A 23,433-nucleotide genomic window follows, 5' to 3' on the forward strand; every position below is an offset into this window, starting at 1 on the left:
CGCGCTTCAGGCTCGCTCGGGACAGCAGGAGCGGGTCAGACGTGCGGCGCGGGCGGAGAGGCCGCTCGACCCCCGGCCCCTCCCGTAAGGGCGGTAGGGGAGCAGAAGGGGTAGGAAGGGTGAGGAAGCGGTAGCGAGGAGGAGGAAGGGGGATTCATGTCGGCAGGCCGAGCCGTTCGGCGACCGCTTTGGCGTAATTTGGGCCGACCTGGACGACTGCGCCGTCGCGCAGGACGAGGGCGTTGATGGTCTTGCCGAGGCGCTGAACCTCGGTCACCTGGCTCGGCCTGGCGAAAGCGGAGCGGTGGACTCGCAGCAACTGCTCCGAATCGAGCTTCTGCTCGAGCGCGCGCATCGACATTCGCACGATGTGGCTGCGGGTGGCGGTGTGCAGCATCACGTAATCGCGCTGGGCCTCGATCCAGTCGATCGTCTCGATCGGCACGAACACCGCGCCGCACCGGGTCGCCACCCAGATGCCGTCGTCATGCTCGCTGCGCGCCGGCGGATGGCCCTGGGTGGCACGATCGGCGAGATCCCGCAGGGCACGGCGCCGCTGGGCGCGCTGCACCGCCTGCCGGAGGCGATCGAAGCGCACCGGCTTCAGCAGATAATCGGCCGCCTCCACCTCGAATGCATCGGGCGCATATTGCTCGAAGGCAGTGACGAAGATGATCTCGGGACGCTCCTCGGGCGGCAGGGTGGCGGCGACCCGCAGCCCGTTCTGCTCCGGCATCTGAATGTCGAGAATGGCGAGATCGGGCTTCAGACGACCGATCGCCTCCGCCGCCTCGGCGCCGTCGCGGGCAATGCCGACGATCTCGACGTCGGCGATGTCCTGGAAAAAGACCTGAAGCCGATCGAGCGCCAGCGGCTCGTCGTCGACCAGCAGGGTGCGCAGGCTCATGCGACCAGCTCCAGCTTCGGTCTCACGTCGGCGGGCAGGCGAAGGATGGCGAGAAAGCCGTCGTCGTGGACCATCGTCTCGAGCCGCGCGCGCGCGCCGTACAGCACCTCGAGACGGCGGCGGGTGTTGGCGAGACCGACTCCCGTCCCGAGCCGGTTCGACGGGCCTGAATTCGGCGGCCGGGCGCCACCATTGTCGGCGACCGAGAGCAGGAGGTCGCCCTGTTCCTGTCGGGCCGCGACGCGGATGATCACCGGGCGGCTGGTCGGCGCCACCGCATGCTTGACCGCATTCTCGACCAGCGGCTGGAGGATGAAATTGGGGATCGGCAGATCGAGCAGGTCATCGGGACAGGCGAACTCGACGGTGAGGCGATCGCCGAAGCGGATCGACTCGATCTCGAGATAGGTCTGCAGCATGTCGAGCTCCTCGCCGATCGACACGCTGCCGCTGCCGTCCGCCATCAGGGCGGTGCGGAGAAAATCGCACAAACGCGACAGCATCTTCTCGCCATCCTTGTTGCGACCGGTCACGATCAACGAGGAGATGGCGTTGAGGGTGTTGAACAGGAAGTGCGGATTGAGCTGGAGCCGGAGCGCCGTCAGCTGCGCCGTCTGGGCGAGCGAGCGCGCTTCGGCGAGCTGACGGTCGCGTTCGCGCACCGCCTGATGGGTCTGCAGGATCACGTAGATCGTGCCCAACAGACCGAACAGCCAGGAGAAGCTGATGAAGTTCGACACCGTCATGTTGACGACGTCTTCGGGGATGCGATGACCGGCCATGAACAGGCGCAGCACCTCGCCGCCGATCAGGCTGTCGAACAGGGAGAAGACAAAGGCGGCGGCGCACACGCCGGCGAACACGCCGCCGACGCGAATCGCCTGGCGGCTTTCCTGCAGCCGGGCGGCGACCCGGTAGAGCAAAGCGGAGAGGGCAATGCCGAGCGCGATGTCGAGCGCGATATGGCCGATCGCGAAGCTCGGCAGCCTGCCGGTGGCGACCAGCCCGGGCATGACGAACATGACGGCCGTGAACAGCCACACGCCGAGCGTGAGCCTGGCCGCCTGTCCCGCCACCGGATCTCGCCGCTTCATCCCTTACGCTCTCCGATCCGCGCCCTCCGATTCCATAGACGCTTTCCGACTTGCCTGCGCGCTCCTTCGTCGCAGGATATGGCGGTTTTGCAGACGAAATCGGGCGGCCGGCCCGCCCCCAGGGACAATCCGTCCAGTGCCGCGGCGGTCGTGGCCGACGCGGCGCGCTCGTGCCGTCAGATGTCGGCGCACACCCGCTCGGCGGCGGCGTCGAATCGGAAGCGTGATCCTGCCGACGGGCGCGAGACGGGCGCCGTGCCGCCGAGGCCCTTACCGGGTGGTTGAAACCAGGGCGAAGGAGACTCCCTCCGGATCGGCCGCCATGACGATGAACGATCCGTCCGGCACCTGCATCGGCCCCATCGTCACCGTTCCGCCACTTTCGGTGATCCGGGCTGCGGCGGCATCGATGCCGTCGACGACGAAGTAGAAATTCCACACCGGCTTGGGTACGTGCGGCTGCCGGGTCATGATGCCGCCGACCGCCTCGTCGCCGCCGGCCCGGAACAGACGGTAATTGCCCATTGGACCCATGTTCATCACCGAATCCTCGGTCCAGCCGAACTGCTCCGCGTAGAAGGGGAAGACCGCGTCGCCATCCTCGGCATAGAGTTCGTGCCAGCCGGCGCGGCCCGGGCGCATCCGCGGTGCCGGCGGCGGCGCGTCGTCGCGCGGCAGCGGCGCCAGGCTCATGAACACTGCTCCTTGGGGATCGGCGACGGCGGCGAAGCGGCCGACTTCGGGAATGTCGGACGGCGGCCGCAGCACCCTGCCGCCGCCTGCCTCGATCCGTGCCGCGGCGGCATCCGCATCCTCGACCTGGACGTAGCCGACCCACCCCGCCTTGCTGCCGGCGCCGCAATCGGCGTCGGACAATTGCATGGCTCCGGCAACGCCGATCCCGTCCGCCTGAAGCAGGGTGTAGCCGGCGTGCGGGCCCCCAAGGTCCTGCGTCTCCCAGCCGACCACCTTGCCGTAAAAGGCTTTGGCGGCTGCAACATCGGCGGTCATCAATTCGTACCAGAAGAATCCGTTTGCATTGCGTTCCATGATCGAACCTCCCTTTGGCCGATCAGCGATCGAGGATCGGCGCGAAGCCGCCCCAGAACATGCGCTGCCCGTCGAACGGCATGTCGCCGTCCGGCTTCATGCGCTGGTCGGCCATGATCTTGGCCCAGGCCTCGTCGCGCGTCGCCTTGGACGGCCATTCGATCCACGAGAACACGACATTCTCCCCGTCGACCGCCTTCACCGCACGGCGATAATCGGTGACCTTGCCGTCGGGCACGTCGTCGCCCCAGCCTTCGACGACGCGCAGCGCGCCATATTCGCGGAAGATCGGCGCTGCCTTCGAGGCCAAAGCGGCATAGGCCTCCTTCTGGTCGTGCGCGACCGGCACGATGAAGCCGTCGACATAGGCGCCGCGGCCGCCGTCGCCCTGATCGAGCAGGGATGCGAAGCCGCCCATGATCATGCGCTTGCCGTCGAACGGCATCGATTTGCCCATCTCCTCCATCCGCGGGTCGGCCATCATCTTGGCGTTGGCGGCATCGCGCGCTGCACGCGAGGGATATTCGAACCAGGAGAAGACCACCGTCTCGCCTTCCTGGGCCTGGACGGCGCCCTTGAAGTCGGTGACCTTGCCGTCGGGGACGTCGTCGGCCCAGGCCTCGACCATGCGGGTCACGCCGAATTCCTGGAAGAGCGGCTGGGCCTGCTCGGCATGCCTGACGTAGCTGTCCTTGTTCGCGGCCGGCACGGCCACCACGAAGCCTTCGACATAGGTCATGTGACGTCTCCTCTGCTCATCGCGCGACGGGCGAAAGCGTCCGCCGCTTTGGTGCGGCGCGCGCGACCGGACGCTCCGGACGCGGGCAGTCCCGCAGGTTCGTGCCGCCCGGGCGCCGTTGGCGGGTTCCCGCCGGGCATTTCGGGCTCAACAATTCGCGCGGGCGGGGATGCGCCCGCAGCGAGGATCCGGCCGCGCCGGAGCCATCGGCAACCGGGTGCATCGGGGCACCCGGCCCGGCTTCGCTCAGGCCGGCTCGGTCTCGGACGCCGCCGGCGCGCTTTCGCCGGACATTGCCACTTTCGCGGCCTCCAGGTCCATCCACATCACTTCCCAATGATGGCCGTCCGGGTCCTCGAAGCTGCGGCCGTACATGAAACCGAAATCCTGGATCGCGCCGGGATCCGCCTTGCCGCCGGCCGCGGCGGCATTCTCCACCGCATCATCGACCTCGGCCCGGCTGGTGCAGGACAGGCAGAGCAGGACCTGGCTGGTGGCGTGAGCGTCGGCGATCGGCTTCGACGTGAATTGCGCGTATTTCTCGTGGGTCAGCGCCATTACGTGGATGGTGTCCGACAGGACCAGGCAATTGGCCGTGCTGTCGTCGCTGAACTGATCGTTCCTGGTCGCGCCGAGCGCCTGATAAAAAGCGGTGGAGCGCGCCAGATCGGTCACCGGCAGGTTCACGAAAATCATCTTCGACATCTCACTCTCCCTGGTTCACGGCAACCGACTCGCCTGTTTGACGTTGATGCCTCAGAGAGTTACATAAAGCAACTATGGAGTCACAAAAAATAACCTGCGAGTCCGCGACGCGGGGCGGACGCCGCTACGACGATGCCTGCGGTGCCGCCCACGCGCTCGATCTGGTCGGCGAGCGCTGGGCTTTGCTGGTCATTCGCGAGCTCATGCTCAGGCCCAAGCGTTTCAGCGACTTGAAGGCCGATCTTCCGGGGATCAGCGCCAATGTGCTGACCCAGCGGCTCGAGGGTCTTGAGGCGGCCGGGATCCTGGTCCGCCGCAAGCTGCCGCCGCCGGCCTCGATCCAGGTCTACGAGCTGACGCCCTGGGGCTATGAAGCGGAGCCGATCTTCCAGACGCTCGGCCGCTGGGCGGCCCGCTCGCCGAGCCACGATCCGCGCCTGCCGCTGAGCGCAGTTTCGCTGCTGCTCTCGTTCCGAACGATGGTCGATCCGGCGCGGATCGCCGGTCTCGCGCTCGACGTCGGTCTCGATCTCGGACGCGAGCTCTATCGAGTGCGGATCGGCGACGGCATCCTGACGGTGGCTCGCGCCGCCGCCGGCCATGCGTCGCCGGACGTTACCTTCACCTGCGCGCCTCCCGCGCTCGCCGCCGCAATCTATGGCGGCGTGCCGCTCGCGGCGCTGGAGCGAGAAGGGGCACTCGAAGTCAAAGGCGATCGCGCCTCGGCGGAGCGCTTCGTGACCCTGTTTCCCCTTCCGCCCAAAGTCGGGGGGGGGGGGAAGGCTGAGGGAAGGACGCGAGGGGCGCACTCCCGACCGACCGTATTGACCGTTATTACGGTCGTTTTTCGCGGCGGTCCCGACAAGGCTCTCTATACTCGAACACGCGAGCAGGCGGGAGCCTGACCAATCCCACTCCCAACGTCCGACGTGCGGATGATGCTGTGCGAGAAGACCGTGCGGCCGCGGTGCGGATCGTGCGGCACACATAAGCTTGCCGCCGACGCCTCGTCCTTTAATACCTCGTCGCCGCTCGTTCTCGGCACCAGGCAAGCACGATACAGCCGCTGCGGCGAGCCGGATGGCCGGCTTGCCGCCTGCTTTGTTATCTTCGACATTTCAAAGACACGCCCGTGCGGCCCAGGTTTCGGACATGCGGAACATAACACGAACAAAGGGTGCCTTCAAGTTGAGAGTTTTGACTGCAGGTCCGGCGACCTCGGAGGGCTTATAAACCGGCAAACACCGAGGAGAATGCTTCGACCGAGGCGACCCGCTCGTCCCGAAAGGTCACGTTGTAGACGCTGTAGCTGCCGCTCCGTGCAGGCAATGCGATGCTCCAGACGGGTGCGCCTCCGGTAAGCTGCGGTCGATCCTGATCGAGCAAGGGCAAGGCCAGCAGTCGCTTCCGTGCGGACGCACGGGTTTCGCCGATGCTGAAGGGTCCAACTTGGCCGTCGGTATAGGTGTGGGCAAAGGTCAGCGGGTGACCGTCGAAAGACAGAAGCGCAGCAAGGTCGGGGCGACTACGTCCGAGCGGCGGACGCAAGGCACATCCTCCCACCGCCATCAGGAGCAGGCCGGCCGCTATCCATCTGCGTCTCATCGGCTCGTTCTACCGCCTGACAGAATGTCTGCAATCGTCAGACCCGGCCCATCATCCAGGTGCGAGATCTGCCGACGCGTGTATGGACCCGGCCGCCTCCCCTCAATTCGAACTCCGCCGGGGATCGCTTGCCGCATTCGCCAGATGCTCGCTATGTTCGCATGATCGGGGGACACGAGGGGCGGGTGATGGTGTATTCGAAGGGTTTGCGGCTCGCACTGGTGCTGGCGGTCGCCGTGGTTCCCACCTCGAGCATGGCGCAGAAATCACCCGAGAAGATCAAGTTGACCGCGGAGTCAAAGGACGGGGCGGTTCTCATCCGGGTGCCGTTGCAGCCGTTCGATTATGCCCTGCAATTATCCAAGAACGGCAACAGCGGTTTCCTGTCCCGCGTCTACATGATGAAGATCGGAAGTTCGCCCGTTCGAGGATATCGCTACATCGCCCGAACGCTCGCTCCGGGGCGCTACCGGCTCGACAGCATGTGGCAGCAGGGACGGTGGAGCGTATGCCTTGAGAAGGGCACGTTCGAATTCACCATCGCACCCGGCAGGATCGCGTTTCTCGGCACCCTGGATGCCGAGCAAGTGCTGGAGTCGCTCCAGGCTCAGGCGCAGTTCAAGGGCGAGGAGACCCAGGCCGGTGGCAGCTATTTCCAGTCGCACGACGCCACGCCGGCGCCGGTCGTACAGGGCCGGGCGGACGAGGATCTCGACGCGGCGCGGCAGGCGAACATGAACCGCAGTGGAGCATTGGTCGAGCTGGCGGAACTCGACGACGCGGCGTTCGGCACGTCGAGCCTGGGCAAGGCGATCAAGATCTGCGGATAGCAGGTCCGGCTTCGCCTTCGCGCGTGAGCTCTGGAGGAACCGGCTATTCGCCAGGCGCCTCGTTGCCGATCAGGACGATGCTGAAGCCGGCGGCACTTGCGCCATTCAGAAGGCATGACAGAGCGTCCGATGCGCCCTCCTTCGTCGGCATTGCGTGCGTCATGGCCCATTCCGGGCTGAGCGCGGAGGGACCGTAGCGCGACTGGAACGCACCCGCGGCCTGTGGGCCGCAGAGATGTTCGGAGGCTCGCGTGAACGCGGCGGGATCGGTCTTGCCCGGAACATAGTCCGGAACCCGCCCCAGCAATCCACGCATGGAGAGCCAATCGTGCGCCTCCTCCTTCATCATCGCGGAGGCCCGTGCTTCCCTGATAGCATCGAAGCGGGGCTGAAGAGCGGCGGGCAGTTCCACCAGAATGCCAAAGCCGGTGGCGCTGTCGAGACAGCTTAGCTCGGCATCGGTCGCCGAGGCCGGACGCGGCACCGAGAAGATCTCGGTCTCGTGTTCATCCTCGTATCGAATCGTGGCGGGTCCAAACCCGCATTTGCCAGCTCCCTGGACCGCCATTTCTGCCGTGATGCGTTCGATGTTCGGCGCGGAGCCATCCACCGGGAAGGCCAAGGCGGAAAGTGTAACAAGAGGGCTGACGAAGCCGGTCATAGCGATCTTTTCGCATGCGCGCTCGATGTCTGCAACGAACCCTGACGTCCGCTCGCAGCGATGCGAAGAGCAAGGGCATCCGTGATCCGGCTACTGCCGACGAAAGGACCGAGTCCGCACGTACTGGGCCACGGTACGAGCTGCGCCAGCCAAGTCTCCGACCGCCGCACTTTCCGCAGCTGGTGCGCGTCAGTACAAGCCTTGCCACCGCTCCGCCGGCCAGCCGAGCACGGCTTCGATCTGGACCATCGCTGCGGTGTCGATCAGCTCGGCGCGGCCGTCGCGCGGGCGGCAGAGGCCGGTCGCGGCGTCGCGGCGGTTGCGCCACATGTGATCGGCATAGGCCTGCATCGTCGGGCGATGCTCCCGCGTGTTCGCAATGCCGTCGAGGAGCAGCAGGTTCTTGAAGTAGATGGCGTTGAACGGGGGCGGCTGGCGATCGAGCTGCGCGATCGGGAAACGATCCCGGGCCGCGGCGGCGATCCGCCGTGCTTCCTCCAGATAGCGCGCCTCGCCGGTGACCTGCCAGAGGAGGGCGTTCACGGCGATCGGGACACCCTGGTTGTAGGTCCAGATCGTCTTCTCGATCGTGCCGTCGATTTTCAGATGATCGTGATAGAGGCCGTCGGACCGCTGCAGCACGGCGTTGGTCCAGCCATAGTAAAGCAGCGCGTCGTCGAGATAGGCGCGGTCGCCGGTTATCTGGTGGAGCCGCAGCCCGAGCTGGGCAGCGGGCATGTTGGAGACGGTGTTGCGGTCGCCATTGTCCGCCTTCTGAGTCCAGCGCACTCCTCCGGGAGAGGGGAGGCCGGCGTCTTCGGACCAGCCCGAGCGGATCAGTTCGAACACCGCCCTGGCGTGTCCCAGGGACGCGGGATCCCGGAAGGCGCGGTGATGCTGCACCTGGGCGAGCCCGACCCACAGATTGTCGTCATAATAAAGGTCGTCACCGGGGCCGAGCGGCGGCACGACGCGCGACAGATAGCCGCCCGGGCCGCTGGTGCTGGTGTCGGACCAATAGAGCTGCTCCGCGGCGCGGACCCTGGCGAGCGCAGCGCTGTGGCGCCGCGCGGCCGCAGCGTCCGCCATGGCCAGGTCCAGATAGGCGATATGCGCCTGCGAGAACGGCCACTCGGTCGCATGTTTCGCGTCGGTGGACGCCGCCGGCGCATATTCGCGATAGAGGCCGGTGCCGTCGCCAAGGGCGAAAGCGCGCTCCATCGCCATGCGCCACTGCTCGGCCCGGGAGGCGACCCGCGCCCCCCGTGCCGCCGCCGGCAGCAATGCGGCCATGGCGGCCCCGACTGTGAATCCGCGACGCGAAAGCCCCCGCATCAGAAGCGGAACCGTGCGCCGAGCGCGAAGACGCGGCTTTCATAGCGTATGTCGCGCGGATAGCTCACGTCCGGCAGGTTGGTCGCCGCACGCAAAGCCCGATAGGGGCTGCCGGTGATGTTGCTGACATCGAAGGTGAGGGTCAGCGCGTCCATCGCCTCGACCGAGAGCGAGAAGTCGAGCCGCTCGATCGGACGGTTGAACTCGCCCCCGATCAGCTGTCCCTGATCGTCGGTGGCAAAGAAGTTGGTCACCCGCGAGCGCCAATTGTAGGCGAGGCGCGCCGATACCGGCCCCTTTTCGTAGATGCCGACGGCGTTGTAGCTCCACTTCGACACGCCGGGGATGGCAGTATCCTGTCCCGCTTCGCCAAGCGAGGCGGGCAGGGCTTGCGACGCGTCGATATAGGTTGCGTTGAGCTGCGTGCCGAAGCCGCTCAGCCAGCCGGGCAGGAAATCGAAGAAGGTCTGGAAGGCGACTTCGACGCCCTGCAACCGGCCCTTGCCGCCATTTTCCGGGCGATTGACGATGATCGGGCCGTATATCGGGTCGACGATCGTGCTGTTGAGATTGGTGATGAAACCCTGCACGTCGCGCCGGAACACCGCTCCGGTCAAGGACCCGGTGTTCGAGAAATACCATTCGAGTGACGCGTCGTAATTCTTGGATTGGACCGGCTGCAGATCGATATTTCCGCTGCCGCCGCGGATCGGCGTTTCGTTGGGGTTGAAGGTGAGCGCGGGGCTGAGCTGGGTGAAGTTCGGGCGGCTGCGCGTCTCTGTGGCTGAGAGCCGCAGCTGAAGCGTGTCCGTCAAATGGGCCCGGAAACTGGCGCTGGGCAGCAGGTCGACATAATTCTGATCGGACGTGAATGGGGTCGGCACGCCGCCGACCAGTCCAACAGCGGTCGCCTCCACCTTGGTGTTGACGATGCGGGCACCGATTACGCCATCGACCGGGATCACGCCGATGTCGAAGCCGTAGTGGAACTGCCCGTAGACCGCATAGGATTGCTCGGTCGCGTCGAAATTCTCGTTCGCGATATAGGCCGGAACCTCGGGACCGTAGGTTCCAAGCTCCCGCAGCGCGTCGGGCGTTCCGATCACGGCCAGGCTGCTCCGGGCGAGATCGCGAATGGCGTCGATGTTCGCGAAGATGGCGCTGCGGCTCGGCGCCCACCATTGCCGGAACGGCTGCGCGCTGCTGCCGCGGAAACCGGCGTCGATCGGACCGCCATCCTCGGCACCGGGGATGCTCGACAGCGGGATCCCGAGCGAGCGCAGCGACGCATAGCGCCCGCCGCTGCGCAGCCGCGCGTCGCGATCGGTGTAGCGGAAGCCGACGTCGATCTGGTCGATCACCGGGAGCTCGGTCTTGAGCTTGAGATCCGTGCGCCACTGGATGCCCTTGCCCTTGGCGAGCGAGCGTCGGTCCCAGATGCCGCGCAGGATGAAATTGTCGGGATCGAGGGCGTCAAAGCCGGGCAGCGACAATTGCGGGCCGCCGTCCTTGCCGCCGACGTCGAACACGATGTCGGCCGATTGCGCGGTTGCGGGCGCGAAATCGATATTGTGATCGATATAGGTGGCGCGGGTGTCGGTATAGGCGAAGTCGGTGGTGAGCGTCGCGCGCTCGTCTATTTCCCAGGTTCCGCCGATCGCGCCCTGATAGGTGTTGGTGCGGCCAGCGCGCGTGCTGCGCGAGAAATCGATACCGCGGCCGTCCGCGAAATCGGGAGTGACGGTGACGCTGTCGAGCGTGCCGGGCACGTCCGGATTGCGGACGATGTTGCTGAGCGCGGGATCGTCGTTGATGAGATTAAGGCCGACGAAATCGTTCTCGACGTTGGTGCGCGCGCCCTGGAACAGGCCGTCGACATAGATTTCGAGATTATGCGCCGGCCGCCACTGCAGGGACCCGTTGACCGACGGCCGCCAGCGCTTGCCGCGATCATAATAGACGCCGGCCGACTCCGGCAGGACGAAGTCGCGCGGTCCGGCGACCGGCTGGCTTTCGCCGGGTGCGCGGATGTTGCCGTTGATGTAGCGCGACGAGGTCAGATAATGGAGCTGGGTGTAGGAAACGTTCACCAGCGCTCCGATCTCGCCGATGCCGGTCTGCCAGCGATCGGTGACCAGCAGGTTGAAGTTGGGATCGTATTTCCTGGCCTGGTCGCCATAAGTGCCGCGGACCGCGCCGGCGACCTGGAAGCCTTTGAAGTCGAACGGACGGCGCGCGCGCACGTTGATGAGCCCGGCGATCCCGCCCTCGATCTGATCGGCGGTGGTGGACTTGTAGACTTCCAGCCCGGCGAGCGCGCCGGCGGGGAAATCCTGCAAGGCGACGTTGCGCATCTCCGCCGTGAACACTTCGCGGCCGTTGAAGGTGGTGGTGAGATCGGGCAGGCCGCGCACCTGGACGCCGCCCGCCTCGTCGCTGCCGCGGTTGACCTGGACGCCGGTGATCCGCGCGAGCGCTTCCGACGCATTGTTGTCGGGCAGCTTGCCGATGTCTTCGGCCACGACCGCGTCGACGATCTGCGCGGCGTCGCGCTTCAGCGCCTGCGCGCTCTGCAGACTTCGGCGGAGGCCGGTGACGACGATCTCGCCGCTGTCGCTCGGTGTAGTACTCGGTGCGGCGGGTCCGGCTTCGGTCTGGGGACTTGCCTCCGCCGGCACGTCGTCCTGTGCAAGCGCCGGCGGCACGAAGATGATCGTCAAGCCCGACACGGCCGACAACAGCATAAGCTTACGCACGTTCATCAACTTCTCCTAACGAACCCGCTCTTGTGGCGGTGATCTTCTTGCAAGCGTGATCCAGCGAAATTGCCGTGTGAAACTTCAGTGTAATTAGATGCTTAGCCGGGACTGGTGCGAGATTTCGGCGGGTCTACGCGCATCATTGCAGCGGCGGCCTTCCAGCGTTCTTCGTGCACGGGCTTCGCCGTGACTTTCGCAATTCGCAGGCAGGTGCATCTGGGCACACATGATCCCCTCCTTGTCCTTGCCTCTTCGGGCTTCAGGACGTCGGCCGTTCTCCACGGTCGCTCCAGTGTGTGGCACGAAGCCAAACACATTTCAATCTTACATAAAGTTTCTTTTTTTAAGCCGGTGGGGCGGCTCCGTGTTCGACGCCACAACAAAACTTCGGGGGGGTACTTCGCTAGGATCCATGCTGTGGGCACGACACAGCGGCGCGCGTGCACGAGGTTCGTCCGTCGGCCCCTCCACCAAAGCGAAGCGGAGAGGCCGATCGCCTTTGCTATGCCGACGCGCCGCCGTCGATGTTGAGGGTGGTGCCGGTGATGTAGCTCGCATCCGGCCCGGCGAGGAACGAGACCGCGCCCGCAATTTCCTCGACCTTGCCGTAGCGCCTGAGCGGGATGGCGCCCAGCATCTGCCGCGCGAAGTCGCTGTCGGCGGGGTTCATGTCGGTGTCGATCGGCCCGGGCTGGACGGTGTTGACCAGGATGTTGCGCGCGGCGAGATCCTTCGCCCAGCCGCGTCCCAGCGCCGCCACCGCCGCCTTGGTCGCGCTGTAGACCGAGGTCGCGGGGAAGGCGAGTTCGCCCGAAATGCTGCCGATCAGGATGATCCGCCCGCCATCGCTCAGGTGCGGCAGCGCTGCCCGGGTGCCGACGTGGAGGCCCTTCACATTGACGCCGAACTGGCGATCATAGGTCTCGTCGCTATCCTCCGAAACGACGGAGAATTCGGCCACGCCGGCATTGTGGACCAAAATGTCGATCCCGCCCAAAGCGGCGGCGGCCTGCTCGATGCCGGCGCGCTGCGATCGCGGGTCGGCGGCGTCGGCCTGGAAGGCGAAGGCGGTGCCACCTGCGCTCTCGATCGCGGCCACGGTGGCGTTCGCCGCCGACTTGTTGCCGGCATAGGTGATGGCGACGGCAGCGCCGTCCGCTGCCAACCGCTTGGCGATGGCCGAACCGATGCCGCGCGATCCGCCCGTGACGATCGCTTTCTTTCCCTGAAGTGACATGAGACTTCTCCGAATTGTGGCCCGCGATCACGGCTTCGTGTGCTGTCGGCTGGGGCAAGATGGCGCGACATTTCCATAGTTCAATATCCCCGAACTATGAAAATGAGCGAGCGATCCTATATCTCGATTATGCCTCGCTTCACCCATCCCCGGCTGGAGGACGTGCCGCTCGATCTGGCGCTGCACGCGCTGGCCGATCCCAATCGGCTGAGCATGGTTGCGCGCCTGGCCGCCACCGAGCGGCTGCGCTGCACCGATGCGGCGCCGTGCGAGTCGATCCCCAAGAGCACGCTGTCGAACCACCTCAAGCTGCTGCGCGCCGCGGGGCTGATCGAGACGACGCAGGCGGGCCGCGAGATGATCAACACGCTGCGACGGAACGATTTCGACCGACGCTTTCCGGGACTGCTCGATGTCGTGCTCGCCAATCGGCCGGCGTGACACATGACGCCGGGCCACGCGGGCCCAGCTACCGTGCGCGTCCGGTGTGCGTCCCCGCCGCCTGCGTCGCGCTCCGCGACGGCGCCGATGGGCAGTCTCAGTCGGTTCTTCCAGGCCAATCGGGGTTCGGTCGAGCATCCGACAGGCGACTGACCGGCGGACGCTTTCCGCAGAAGATGATTCTACCGCCAGAGGACGCGACCGAGCGCGCGTCGACTTCCGTTATCACCCATTCAAGGCTGCTTCCAAGATGATCACGGACAACACGGCGCTCGAGCGTTTCGTAGAAGCCCAGGCGCGGATCTACGCAACAGCCCTGGCGGAGATCCGTCGTGGCGCCAAACGATCCCACTGGATGTGGTTCGTCTTCCCGCAACTCGCGGGCCTCGGGCGCAGCCCTCAAGCAAGGCTGTACGGCATCCAATCGATGGACGAGGCGCGCGCCTATCTTGGGCATCCTCTGCTCGGGCCCCGCTATGTCGAATGTGTCGCCGCGCTCCAGGATATTCCGATCAGCGATCCGGTCGTGGTGTTCGGCGAGATCGACGCGATCAAGTTGCGATCGTCGCTGACGCTGTTCGAGGCAGCCGAGCCTCTGCACCTCTTCTCGGCCGCGCTTGAACAGTGGTTCGGAGGCGTACGAGACGAGGCTACCGTGAAGATGCTGGAGTAGCTTCCTCTTCAAGAGAGCGCTTTCGCTCTGCACGCGCTTTCGGACGGTCTCCAGACGATCTTCGCAAGCCAGGTCGGGAAAACGCCGCGCGTAGAGCCGGGCCGATCGTCCCAGGCGAGATCAAGCGCCCGGGCACGTGATCGGCATCCTGCCTGTGAAGCTTCGAAGATCGGGTGCGACCTGAGCAGCGGGCGAGGTCGTGGAGAAGGTGGTGGAGCTGAGGGGAATCGAACCCCTGACCTCTGCAGTGCGATTGCAGCGCTCTCCCATCTGAGCTACAGCCCCACGCCTTTTTCGCGCAGTTCCCCGCGCGCTGCGGGGCTGGGAAGGCGCTCCCATTAGCGAGCCCCGGACCGTTGTGCAACGTGGCATTTCGCGTGCGCGGCAAGCTGCACGTCGTTTCGCCCGAAGGTGAAAACGGCCCGGCTCTTCCGGTCGGAACGGGTCCGCATTGTCCTTCGTTTCACCGCCATCCCCGCAAGCGTGGTCCGGCTGCGCCCTGGGCGCGGGACCAGAGACAGGAGAGTAAGATGGGCTATCGAGGCGAAGACCGCTCCGGCGGCGACCGTTGGCGCGATCGCGACGACAACAACATGCGCGGCGAGCGCGACGAGCGTCACTACGGAACCCGCGACTGGGGCCGTGAAGGCGGAAGCTGGAACGAGGGTCGGCGCGAGAGTGGCCAGGGCGGCTACGGCGGCGGAAGTTCCTATGGCGGCCGCGAAGGCGGCGGGCGCAATTGGGATCGCGGCGACAGCTGGAGCCGGGGCGGCAGCGACGACGATCGCGGCTTCTTCGACCGCGCCGGTGACGAAGTCCGGTCCTGGTTCGGTGACGAGGAGGCGCAGCGCCGCCGCGAGGCCGACGAGCGCCGCTGGGAGCGCGAGCGCGGGCTGACCGGCGGGCGCGACAATGATTATGGTCATCGCGAGCACGGCCGAGAGGAATATGGCCGCGGCGATCATGAGCGCAGCGGCCCGGGCACGCTCGGCGGCGGCGGCTTCGGCGGCGGCTGGGGCAATCAGGCCGGCGAGAGCTGGAACCGCGACCGTCCGGGACGACCCGGCTGGTTCAGTGATTCCGCCGGCGGTGAGCGTGGTCATCGCCAGGGCGGCGGTCGCGGACGCGGCGGCTTCGGAGACGAGAGCGATCGCTATTCGCGCAGCGCCGAGCGGGCGCGCTTCGGCGGCGGCGACCGCTACGAACGCGGCGGCGGTGCCGGCTATGAGGGCAGCCCGTCGACGAGCGGCTATGCCAGCGGCGCTGGCGGCGACCGTCCCGGCATCGGCGGCGGCGGCTTCGATGCGCCTGGCGAATATGGCCGGCGGTTCGACCGGGTCGACGCGGGCAGCACCGGCACCCATGGCGCCCACCCGATGTCCGCACCGGTCGGCGGCGCGTTCGGATCGACGATGAGCACCGGCCGCGAAGCCGAGATCCTGCGCCAGGCCGGCGCTTATCGCGGCCGCGAGCAGGGCCGTGGCGACACCGCGCCTTCCATAAACGACCCGCACTACTCGGAATGGCGCCGTCGTCAGATCGAGGATCTGGACCGCGACTATGACGAATATCGGCGCGAGCATCAGTCGAAGTTCGAGCAGGAATTCGGCGGCTGGCGTTCCAAGCGCCAGGGCCAGCGCCAACTGCTCAATCGCGTCGACGAGCATATGGAGGTCGTCGGATCGGACGGCACCCATGTCGGCAAGGTCGACAAGGTCGCCGGCGACCGGATCATTCTGGCCAAGAACGATCCGAGCGCGGGCGGCATGCACCATTCGATTCCGTGCGGCTGGGTCGAAAATGTCGATCAGCGCGTGACCCTCAACCGCAGCGCCGAGCAGGCCAAGCTCGAGTGGCGCAACGAGGAACGCAACCGCGCGCTGTTCGAACGGCCCGACCAGGGCAGCGAGGGGCCGCACGTGCTGAACCGCAGCTTCTCCGGCACCTATGACGAAGGTCGCGACACGTCGTCGCGCGGCGACGAGACCGGCGGCCGCGGCACCGCGACCGGCGGCACCGGTGCGGCCACGGAAACGACCGGCAGCAGCGACTTGCCCGGCGCGTCCAACCGTACCGATCGCAAGAGCTGAGCTGACGTCGCCGCAGGGCGGCGCAGATCTGCAAGGCGGCTCGGCTGTCCCCGACAGCCGGGCCGTTTCGCATCCTCTTGTCGCGACGGGGCAGGGCGTTCATGGATGCGGAGACACGAAAGGGAGAGACGATGAGCAGCACCACCCGCGCCTGGCACCTGGCGTCGCGGCCGGACGGCATGCCGACCAACGCCAATTTCGAGCTCAAGGAGATCGCGCTGAGCGAACTCGCGGAAGGCTGGATCCGGGTCGAGAATCGCTGGCTTTCCGTCGATCCCTACATGCGCGGCCGGATGAACGACGTGCGCAGCTACGTGCCGCCCTTCGAGGTCGGCGCGCCGCTCGAGGGTGGCGCCGTCGGGACCGTTGTCGAATCCCGATCGCCGGATTTCAAGGAAGGCGACATCGTCTTCCACATGTTCGGCTGGCGCGAGGCGGTGACGGCGCCCGCGGAAAAATTCAACAAGGTACCGCCGCTGGAGGTCGAGCCGCATCACTGGCTCGGCAATCTCGGGCTGACCGGCGGAACCGCCTATTTCGGCCTGCTCCATGTCGCCGCGGCGAAGGAGGGCGATACCGTGTTCGTGTCGGCGGCGGCCGGCGGCGTCGGTTCGGCCGTCGTGCAGATCGCCAAGGCCAAGGGCATGACCGTGATCGGTTCGGCCGGAGGCGCCGACAAATGCGCCTGGGTCCGTGAACTCGGCGCCGACGCGGCGATCGACTACAAGGCCGAACCGGTGATGCCCGCGCTGATGCGCGCAGCGCCGAAGGGCATCGACGTCTATTTCGACAATGTCGGCGGCGATCATCTCGACGCCGCCTTTGCCGCCGCGCGCAACAATGCCCGGTTCGCGATCTGCGGGATGATCGACAGCTACAATGGCGGCGCGCCGCCGCATGCCTTTCGCTACATCATGCGGGTGATCGCGGCGCGGATCGCGGTAAAGGGGTTCATCTACACGGACTATCTGCCGTTGATGGGCGAATTCTACCGCGACATGGGCCAATGGGTGGCGAACGGTGCAGTCAAGAGCCGGGAGACGATCCGCGACGGCCTGGACGCCACGCCCGACGCGTTCCTCGATCTCTTCCGCGGCGGCAACATGGGCAAGATGCTGGTCCGCCTCTGACCAATTGCGATCAGTCGCCCTGCAAAGTCTCTATAATGGGTCTGAAGACCAGGAAAGAGACCGACATTGCGACCCCTCTCTGCCTCCAAGCACGCGCCGGTGCCCGCGGCACCGAGCCGGATCATCATCGTCGACGACGATCCGCTGATCGTCGACATCGTCTGCGAATGCCTCGGCAAGCGCGGGCACATCGTCGGCGGCATGCCCGCCGGCGAGAAAGCCTGCGGGATCATCGAATTCAAGCAGCCCGATCTCGTCATCCTCGACTGCGTGCTGCCCGGTAAATCCGGGATCGAGGTGCTGCGCGAAATTCGTTCCTCTCGAGTCGCCTGCACGATCCCGGTGCTGATGTTGACCGGCCGTCAGGGGGAAGCGGACGAACTGATTGCCGCGCGCGCCGGTGCCGACGATTATCTGCGCAAGCCGTTCGATCCGGACCAGCTCGTCGCCCACGTCGAAGTGCTGCTGGAGGCCAATCGGGTCTGACGGAGGCTCTGTTCCATCCTCACCGTTCGGGCTGAGCATGTCGAAGCCTTTCCTTTATCTTGCTATGCCGTCCCAAGAAAAAAGGGAGGGCTTCGACAGGCTCAGCCCGAACGCTGAGTGGGTGCAGCGCCTTTCGTCTCATCCGGCGAAATCGCTTTCAGCAATGTCGCCGCCATTGCGTTGAGCGGCGTGGCGATGCGGTGACGGGCGCCCAGACGAACGATCACTCCGTTGCGGGCGTCGATCTCCATCGGCCGGCCGGCGAGCCTGTCCGCCAGCATCGAATTGACCGAATCCGCCGGCCCGGCGCGATAGCCGGCGACCACCTCTTCGGCGAGCGTGCCCGGCAGATCGGCGCCTTCGGCGCGTCCGACCGTGATGCACTCGCCGATCAGACCGCGCATCAGCGCGGCGACGTCGTCGTCGCGGCTGATGCCGCCCGGCCGAAGGGTGAGGGCGTTGACCGCGCCGGCACAGTTGATCGCAAGCTTGCGCCACGCCGCAGTCGTGAAATCGGGCGTCGTTGCGACCGCGATCGGCGTTTCGCCGAAGAGGGTCACGAAGGCGCGGCCGGCGGCATCGTCGGCAACCAGGATCGAGCCGGTGCGGCGCTGGTGGATGCGGCCCGGCGCCTCCCGCTCGGCCGGGATATCGACGATCGCCGGGACCATCCGGTTCTCGTCGACGCGTCCCTGAAAGCGGGCACGGTGCTCGACACCGTTCTGTAAAATTGCGATGCGAGTCGAAGGGGTGAGCAGCGGCGGCAGCCAGGCGGATGCCGCCTCGCTGTCATAGGCCTTGGTGGCGACCAACACCCAGTCCACCGCGCCCGCTTCTGCGGGGGTGCTCCAGACTGCGAGCGACGGCTGCAGCAGCCCATCGGGCGTCTCGACGCGGAGGGAGGGGATCGCACTTCGAACGCAGAGCGTGACCTGGTGCGCAGGGTTCTGCGCAAGCCATGCCGCAACGGTGCCGCCGATCGCACCGGCTCCGATTACGGCGATGCGAGTCATCGTCTTGCCGCTTCCGGGGTGTCCGAAGCGGCGGCCGGAACAACCTCGCCAATCGGGCCGGACTGGAGGAAGGTGTCACCGCCGAGCGCCTGATACAGGGTCACCAGGTTGCTCGCGGCGACGAGCCGGGTCGCGACCAGGGTCCGATCGGCGGCGTAGAGCGAGCGCTGCGCATCGAGACTGGTGAGGAAAGGATCGATGCCGCCGCGATAGCGCGCTTCGGTGAGGCGGTAGGTGTCGGCGGCGGCATCGCGCTGGGCGGTGCGGGCGCGCAGCTGCTCGCCGATCGTGCCGCGCCGGGCGAGCGCATCCGACACCTCGCGGAAGGCGATCTGGATGGCGCGCTCATAGGTGGCCAGCGCCGCCTGCTGCTGCGCCTCGCTCAAGCGCACTCCGGCCCGGCCTGCACCGGCACGGAAGATCGGGTAGGAGATGTCGGCGCCGGCCGACCAGCTGAACGCACCGCCCGAGAAGAGGCCGGTCAGCGCGTCGCTGGCGAGGCCGAGCAGACCGGTCAGCGAGATGCGCGGGAAGAGTGCGGCCCGTGCGGCACCGATCTCGGCATTGGCGGCGCGCAGCTGGAATTCCGCCTCGACCACGTCGGGCCGGCGCAGCAGGATGTCGGAGCGAAGACCCGCCGGCATCGCCGACACGCCCGCGGCCGCCTCGTCGATCGTCTTCGGCAGCAGTGCCGGATCGATCGGCGCGCCGACGAGCAATTGAAGCAGGTTGACGTCCTGCGCGAGTGCGGTGCGCTGCTCGGCGACGTCGGCCCGGGCGGTCTCCGAAATCTGTTCGGCCTGGCGCAGATCGGTGCGTGGGGCGACGCCGCCTTCCAGCCGGGCGCGGGTGAGGCGCACGCTGCTTTCGGCGCTGGTCACCGTATCTTCGGCGATCCGCAGCAGGCTGGCATCGGCCGCATGGTTGAGCCAGGCATCGGCGATGTCGCCGACCAGGGTGAGGCGGGTGGCGCGGGCCGCCGCTTCGGTCGCAAAATAGCGGTTCTGCTCGGCGCGGGTGAGCGCGGCGACGCGCCCGAACAGATCGAGCTCGAACGCGGAAACGCCGACATCTGCGGAGAAGCTGGTGTTGGTGCCACCGCTTGTTCCGCTTCCGCTCTGGCCGCTTCCGGTCTGGCCGCTGCCGCGGTCGGCAATGGTGACACCGCCGCCGGCATCGACCTGGGGAAAGCGCTCGGCGCGCTGGATTCGGTATTGCGCGCGGGCGGCCGCGATGTTCGCCGCGGCGATGCGCAAATCGCGGTTGTTGGCGAGCGCCTGATCGATCAGCGATTGCAGGCGCGGATCGCGCAGCACGTCGCGATAGGTGAGCGCGGGCAGCGCCGCCTCGCTGTCGCGGAGATAGGCGTCGCCGGCCGGCCATGACGGGGGCACCGGCGACGCCGGCGCGATATATTTGGGCTCCATCGAGCAGCCGGCGAGGAGCGCCACGAGCAGGAGAGGCACCCGCATCATGCGCGCGCCTCGGGCTGCTGCGCGGCGGGCCGGCCGTGCAGCTTCTTGAACGCGTCGCGCGTCGTTCGCCGGACCAGCACGAAGAAGAGCGGAATGTAGAAAATGGCGAGCAGGGTGGCGGTGAGCATGCCGCCGATCACCGAGGTGCCGATGGCGATGCGGCTGTTGGCGCCGGCCCCGGTCGAGAGGGCGAGCGGCAGCACGCCGAAGATGAAGGCGAGGCTGGTCATCAGGATGGGACGAAGACGGATCCGCGCCGCTTCGATCGCCGCGTCGATCACGCGCTTGCCCTCCTTCTCCGCTCGCTCGGCGAACTCGATCATCAGGATCGCATTCTTGGCGGCAAGCCCCATCGTGGTGAGCAGGCCAATCTGGAGGAAGACATCGTTCTGGAGGCCCCGCAGGGTCACGGCGAACACAGCCCCCACCAGGCCGAGCGGAATGACGAGCAGGACGGCGACCGGGATCGACCAGCTCTCGTAGAGCGCGGCGAGGCACAGGAACACGACCAGCAGCGAGATCGCGTAAAGGAACGGCGCCTGGCCGGCGGAAAGCCGCTCCTGATAGGAGAGGCCGGACCAGGCGACGCTGGTGCCGGGGATCTGGGCAGCGAGCTCCTCCATCCGCCGCATCGCATCACCCGAGCTCTGGCCCTCGGCCGGCTGGCCCTGAATCTCGAACGACGGAATACCCTGAAAGCGGGAGAGCGTGGTCGGCGCGGTCGCCCAGCTGGTGCGGGCAAAGGAGGAGAAAGGGGCCATCTGCCCGTTCTGGCTGCGGACAAACCATTCGTTGATGTTCTCAGGTGCCGCGCGAAACGGCGCGTCGCCCTGGACGTAGACGCGCTTGACGCGGCCGCGATCGATGAAATCGTTGACGTAGCGACCGCCCCAGGCGGTGGAGAGGGTGGAGTTGACGTCGCTCTGGTTGAGCCCGAGCGTCGCCAGCTTGGCCTGATCGAGATCGACCTTCAGAGTCGCGACATCGGGCAGCTCGCTCAGCCGGACCGAGGTCAGCGCCGGATCGGAATTGGCGAGCTGCAGCAATTTCTCGCGCGCGGCGGCGAATTCCTGCTGCGACATCCCGCCGGCATTCTGGAGCTGCATGGTGAAGCCGGAAGATTGGCCAAGGCCGCGGATCGCCGGCGGCACCAATGCGAATACCTGGGCGTCGCGGAAGCCGCGGAAGGCGCCGGACGCGCGGGCGATGATCGCGTCTGCGCCATTCTCCTTGCCTTCGCGCTCCGACCAGTCGGTGAAGTTGATGAACCCCTGGCCGGTATTCTGGCCGCTGGCGCCGCCGCCGCCACCGCCGCCGGTGACGGTGAACAGGGTACGGACGTTGTTCGCCTCCTTCTCACGGAAGTAGCGTTCGACCGCAAGCTGGACTTCCTGGGTGCGGCTCTGGGTCGCGCCGGCAGGCAGCCGGTACTGGACCGATGCGGCGCCCTGGTCCTCGGTCGGCAGGAAGCCGGTCGGCAGGCGGAAGAACATCAGCACCAGCAAGGCGCAGACGCCGGCGTAGATCAGGAGAAAGATCCACTTGCGATTGACCACCGTGGTCACCGACCGCCCATAGCGATCGACCATGCGCTCGAAGCCGCGGTTGAAGCGCTCGCCGCTGCGATGGACGAAGTTCACCAGGCGGGGCGTGTGCCGGGAGAACCAGCCCTGCGGTTCCTCGCCATGCGGGCGCCGCGGCTTCAACAGAGTCGCGGTGAGCGCGGGACTGAGGATCAGCGCGACGAACACCGACAGCACCATCGCCGAAACGATCGTCACCGAGAATTGCCTGTAGATGACGCCGGTCGAACCGCCGAAAAAGGCCATCGGCAGGAACACGGCGGAGAGCACGAGGGCGATCGCGACGAGCGCGACCTGGATCTGGGCCATCGACCGGATCGTCGCCTCGCGCGGGCTCATGCCCGGATTTTCCTCGAGCAGGCGCTCGACATTCTCGACGACGACGATGGCATCGTCGACGAGCAGGCCGATGGCCAGGACGAGCCCGAACAGAGTGAGGGTGTTGATCGAGAAATCGAGCGCGTAGAAGACGGCGAAGGTGCCGAGCAGGACGACCGGAACGGCAATGGTTGGGATCAGCGTCGCCCGCCAGCTCTGCAGGAAGACGAACATCACGATGACAACCAGGACGATCGCTTCGATCAGCGTTTTCACCACCTCGTCGATCGACAGGCGGATGAAGGCGGTGGTGTCGTTCGCGAACGCATATTCGAAGCCGGACGGAAACGCCCGGGCGATGTCCGCGACCTTGGCCTTGACCAGGTCGGCAGTTTCGAGCGCGTCGGCGCCGGGGGCGAGCGAGATGGCGATGCCGGCGCCGGGATGGCCGTTGACCCGGCTCACCGCATTGTAGCTCTCTGCGCCGAGCTCGACGCGGGCGACGTCGGCGAGCTTGACGGTGGCGCCGCTGGTTTCGGTCTTGAGGATGATGTTGCGGAACTGCTCGGGCGTCTGCAGGCGCGATTGCGCGGTCACCGTCGCGTTCAGCATCTGCTCGCGGGGCTGGGGCTGTCCGCCGATTTCGCCCGCCGCGATCTCGGTATTCTGGGCCTGGACGGCGGCGATGACGTCGCCCGGCATCAAGGCGAAGCTCGCCAGCCGATCCGGGTTGAGCCAGATCCGCATCGCATAAGGCGCGCCGAACACGTTGGTATCGCCGACCCCCGGAATGCGGGCGATCTGATCCTGCATGTTGGACGCCATCCAGTCCGACACGTCCTGGTTGGTGCGCCGATCGGTGGCGTCGTAGACGCCGATGATCATCAGGAAGTCCGGGTTCGACTTGGTGACCCTGAGACCCTGCTGCTGGACCTGCTGCGGCAGCCGCGACAGTGCTTGCTGGACCTGGTTCTGAACCTGGACCTGGGCGATATCCGGATCCGTGCCTTTCTCGAACACCGCGGAGATGGAGACGGAGCCGCGCGAGGTCGAAGAGGAGCTGAAGTAGATCAGCCCGTCGATGCCGGTGAGCTGCTGCTCGATGATCTGCGTGACGCTGTTCTGGACCGTCTCCGCGGACGCGCCGGGGTAGCTCGCGCGGACGTTGACCTGCGGCGGGGCGACGTCGGGATATTGCTCGATCGGCAGCGCGAAGATCGCGCCCAGCCCGAGCAGCATGACGATGATCGAGATCACCCAGGCGAAGATCGGGCGATCGATGAAGATGCGTGACATGTCGGC

20 protein-coding genes, 1 tRNA gene and 1 pseudogene are annotated in these 23,433 nt (G+C 66.6%); 7 read left to right on the forward strand and 15 right to left on the reverse strand.

Going from position 1 to position 23,433, the window contains the following annotated elements; genetic code table 11:
• Positions 1-154: 154 nt before the first annotated feature.
• From ETR14_RS19500 to ETR14_RS19520, 6 genes and pseudogenes are all read right to left on the reverse strand, one after another.
• Positions 155-907 carry a LytTR family DNA-binding domain-containing protein gene (locus ETR14_RS19500; RefSeq protein ID WP_243455588.1) on the reverse strand — a complete coding sequence of 251 codons (753 nt, stop codon included), beginning with the start codon at positions 905-907 and terminating at the stop codon, positions 155-157.
• Complete coding sequence (locus ETR14_RS19505) at positions 904-2,001, reverse strand: sensor histidine kinase (RefSeq protein WP_129387808.1); 1,098 nt, start codon at positions 1,999-2,001, stop codon at positions 904-906. The genes ETR14_RS19500 and ETR14_RS19505 overlap by 4 nt, the downstream gene beginning before the upstream one ends.
• Positions 2,002-2,271: 270 nt before the next feature.
• Entirely contained in the window at positions 2,272-3,051 is a 780-nt protein-coding gene (locus ETR14_RS19510) for a VOC family protein (protein WP_129387811.1), read from the reverse strand.
• Between the two features lie 22 nt (positions 3,052-3,073).
• Positions 3,074-3,469 (reverse strand): DUF1428 domain-containing protein, encoded by a 396-nt coding sequence (locus ETR14_RS29330; RefSeq protein ID WP_305851966.1) that lies wholly within the window; start codon positions 3,467-3,469, stop codon positions 3,074-3,076.
• Between the two features lie 72 nt (positions 3,470-3,541).
• Positions 3,542-3,790: pseudogene (locus ETR14_RS29335) on the reverse strand (DUF1428 domain-containing protein); the annotation flags it as partial.
• 246 nt (positions 3,791-4,036) lie between these two features.
• Complete coding sequence (locus ETR14_RS19520; RefSeq protein ID WP_129387817.1) at positions 4,037-4,495, reverse strand: VOC family protein; 459 nt, start codon at positions 4,493-4,495, stop codon at positions 4,037-4,039.
• A gap of 74 nt (positions 4,496-4,569) precedes the next feature.
• Here ETR14_RS19520 and ETR14_RS19525 point away from each other — a divergent pair, with 74 nt between their 5' ends.
• A complete protein-coding gene (locus ETR14_RS19525; RefSeq protein ID WP_129387820.1) occupies positions 4,570-5,400 on the forward strand; it encodes a helix-turn-helix domain-containing protein in 831 nt (276 codons plus the stop codon).
• A 322-nt stretch (positions 5,401-5,722) separates the two neighbouring features.
• Here the strand turns inward: ETR14_RS19525 and ETR14_RS19530 are convergent, their stop codons facing one another.
• Positions 5,723-6,100, reverse strand: coding sequence for a hypothetical protein (locus ETR14_RS19530; protein ID WP_129387823.1), 378 nt, complete (start codon positions 6,098-6,100; stop codon positions 5,723-5,725).
• Positions 6,101-6,288: 188 nt separating this feature from the next.
• Between ETR14_RS19530 and ETR14_RS19535 the strand changes: the two genes are divergently transcribed.
• Positions 6,289-6,930, forward strand: coding sequence for a hypothetical protein (locus ETR14_RS19535; protein WP_129387826.1), 642 nt, complete (start codon positions 6,289-6,291; stop codon positions 6,928-6,930).
• 43 nt (positions 6,931-6,973) lie between these two features.
• Here the strand turns inward: ETR14_RS19535 and ETR14_RS19540 are convergent, their stop codons facing one another.
• From ETR14_RS19540 to ETR14_RS19555, 4 genes are all read right to left on the reverse strand, one after another.
• Entirely contained in the window at positions 6,974-7,591 is a 618-nt protein-coding gene (locus ETR14_RS19540; RefSeq protein ID WP_129387829.1) for a hypothetical protein, read from the reverse strand.
• Between the two features lie 189 nt (positions 7,592-7,780).
• Entirely contained in the window at positions 7,781-8,884 is a 1,104-nt protein-coding gene (locus ETR14_RS19545; protein ID WP_165356532.1) for a glycoside hydrolase family 76 protein, read from the reverse strand.
• A 41-nt stretch (positions 8,885-8,925) separates the two neighbouring features.
• Entirely contained in the window at positions 8,926-11,688 is a 2,763-nt protein-coding gene (locus ETR14_RS19550; protein WP_129387835.1) for a TonB-dependent receptor, read from the reverse strand.
• A 499-nt stretch (positions 11,689-12,187) separates the two neighbouring features.
• A complete protein-coding gene (locus ETR14_RS19555; RefSeq protein ID WP_129387838.1) occupies positions 12,188-12,922 on the reverse strand; it encodes an SDR family NAD(P)-dependent oxidoreductase in 735 nt (244 codons plus the stop codon).
• A gap of 102 nt (positions 12,923-13,024) precedes the next feature.
• On the opposite strand from ETR14_RS19555, the gene ETR14_RS19560 reads away from it, so the two are divergent.
• Together ETR14_RS19560 and ETR14_RS19565 are read left to right on the forward strand one after the other, a co-directional pair.
• Positions 13,025-13,363, forward strand: coding sequence for a helix-turn-helix transcriptional regulator (locus tag ETR14_RS19560; RefSeq protein WP_243455589.1), 339 nt, complete (start codon positions 13,025-13,027; stop codon positions 13,361-13,363).
• A gap of 250 nt (positions 13,364-13,613) precedes the next feature.
• Positions 13,614-14,036 carry a DUF1810 domain-containing protein gene (locus tag ETR14_RS19565; RefSeq protein WP_206185873.1) on the forward strand — a complete coding sequence of 141 codons (423 nt, stop codon included), beginning with the start codon at positions 13,614-13,616 and terminating at the stop codon, positions 14,034-14,036.
• Between the two features lie 209 nt (positions 14,037-14,245).
• Here ETR14_RS19565 and ETR14_RS19570 read toward each other — a convergent pair.
• Positions 14,246-14,321 (reverse strand) — tRNA-Ala (locus ETR14_RS19570).
• 245 nt (positions 14,322-14,566) lie between these two features.
• On the opposite strand from ETR14_RS19570, the gene ETR14_RS29340 reads away from it, so the two are divergent.
• From ETR14_RS29340 to ETR14_RS19590, 3 genes are all read left to right on the forward strand, one after another.
• Entirely contained in the window at positions 14,567-16,126 is a 1,560-nt protein-coding gene (locus ETR14_RS29340) for a DUF2171 domain-containing protein (RefSeq protein WP_243455590.1), read from the forward strand.
• A 131-nt stretch (positions 16,127-16,257) separates the two neighbouring features.
• Entirely contained in the window at positions 16,258-17,256 is a 999-nt protein-coding gene (locus ETR14_RS19585) for an NADP-dependent oxidoreductase (RefSeq protein WP_129387844.1), read from the forward strand.
• A gap of 66 nt (positions 17,257-17,322) precedes the next feature.
• Entirely contained in the window at positions 17,323-17,742 is a 420-nt protein-coding gene (locus ETR14_RS19590) for a response regulator transcription factor (protein WP_243455591.1), read from the forward strand.
• Between the two features lie 101 nt (positions 17,743-17,843).
• Here ETR14_RS19590 and ETR14_RS19595 read toward each other — a convergent pair whose 3' ends face one another.
• From ETR14_RS19595 to ETR14_RS19605, 3 genes are read right to left on the reverse strand one after another with little or no spacing between them, the layout of a single operon-like run.
• Positions 17,844-18,755 carry a 2-dehydropantoate 2-reductase gene (locus tag ETR14_RS19595; protein ID WP_129387847.1) on the reverse strand — a complete coding sequence of 304 codons (912 nt, stop codon included), beginning with the start codon at positions 18,753-18,755 and terminating at the stop codon, positions 17,844-17,846.
• Positions 18,752-20,230, reverse strand: coding sequence for an efflux transporter outer membrane subunit (locus ETR14_RS19600; protein WP_129387850.1), 1,479 nt, complete (start codon positions 20,228-20,230; stop codon positions 18,752-18,754). The genes ETR14_RS19595 and ETR14_RS19600 overlap by 4 nt, the downstream gene beginning before the upstream one ends.
• Positions 20,227-23,427 carry an efflux RND transporter permease subunit gene (locus ETR14_RS19605; RefSeq protein WP_129387853.1) on the reverse strand — a complete coding sequence of 1,067 codons (3,201 nt, stop codon included), beginning with the start codon at positions 23,425-23,427 and terminating at the stop codon, positions 20,227-20,229. The genes ETR14_RS19600 and ETR14_RS19605 overlap by 4 nt, the downstream gene beginning before the upstream one ends.
• Positions 23,428-23,433: the final 6 nt, after the last annotated feature.

It is taken from the genome of Sphingosinicella sp. BN140058 (assembly GCF_004135585.1).
GTDB lineage: Bacteria > Pseudomonadota > Alphaproteobacteria > Sphingomonadales > Sphingomonadaceae > Allosphingosinicella.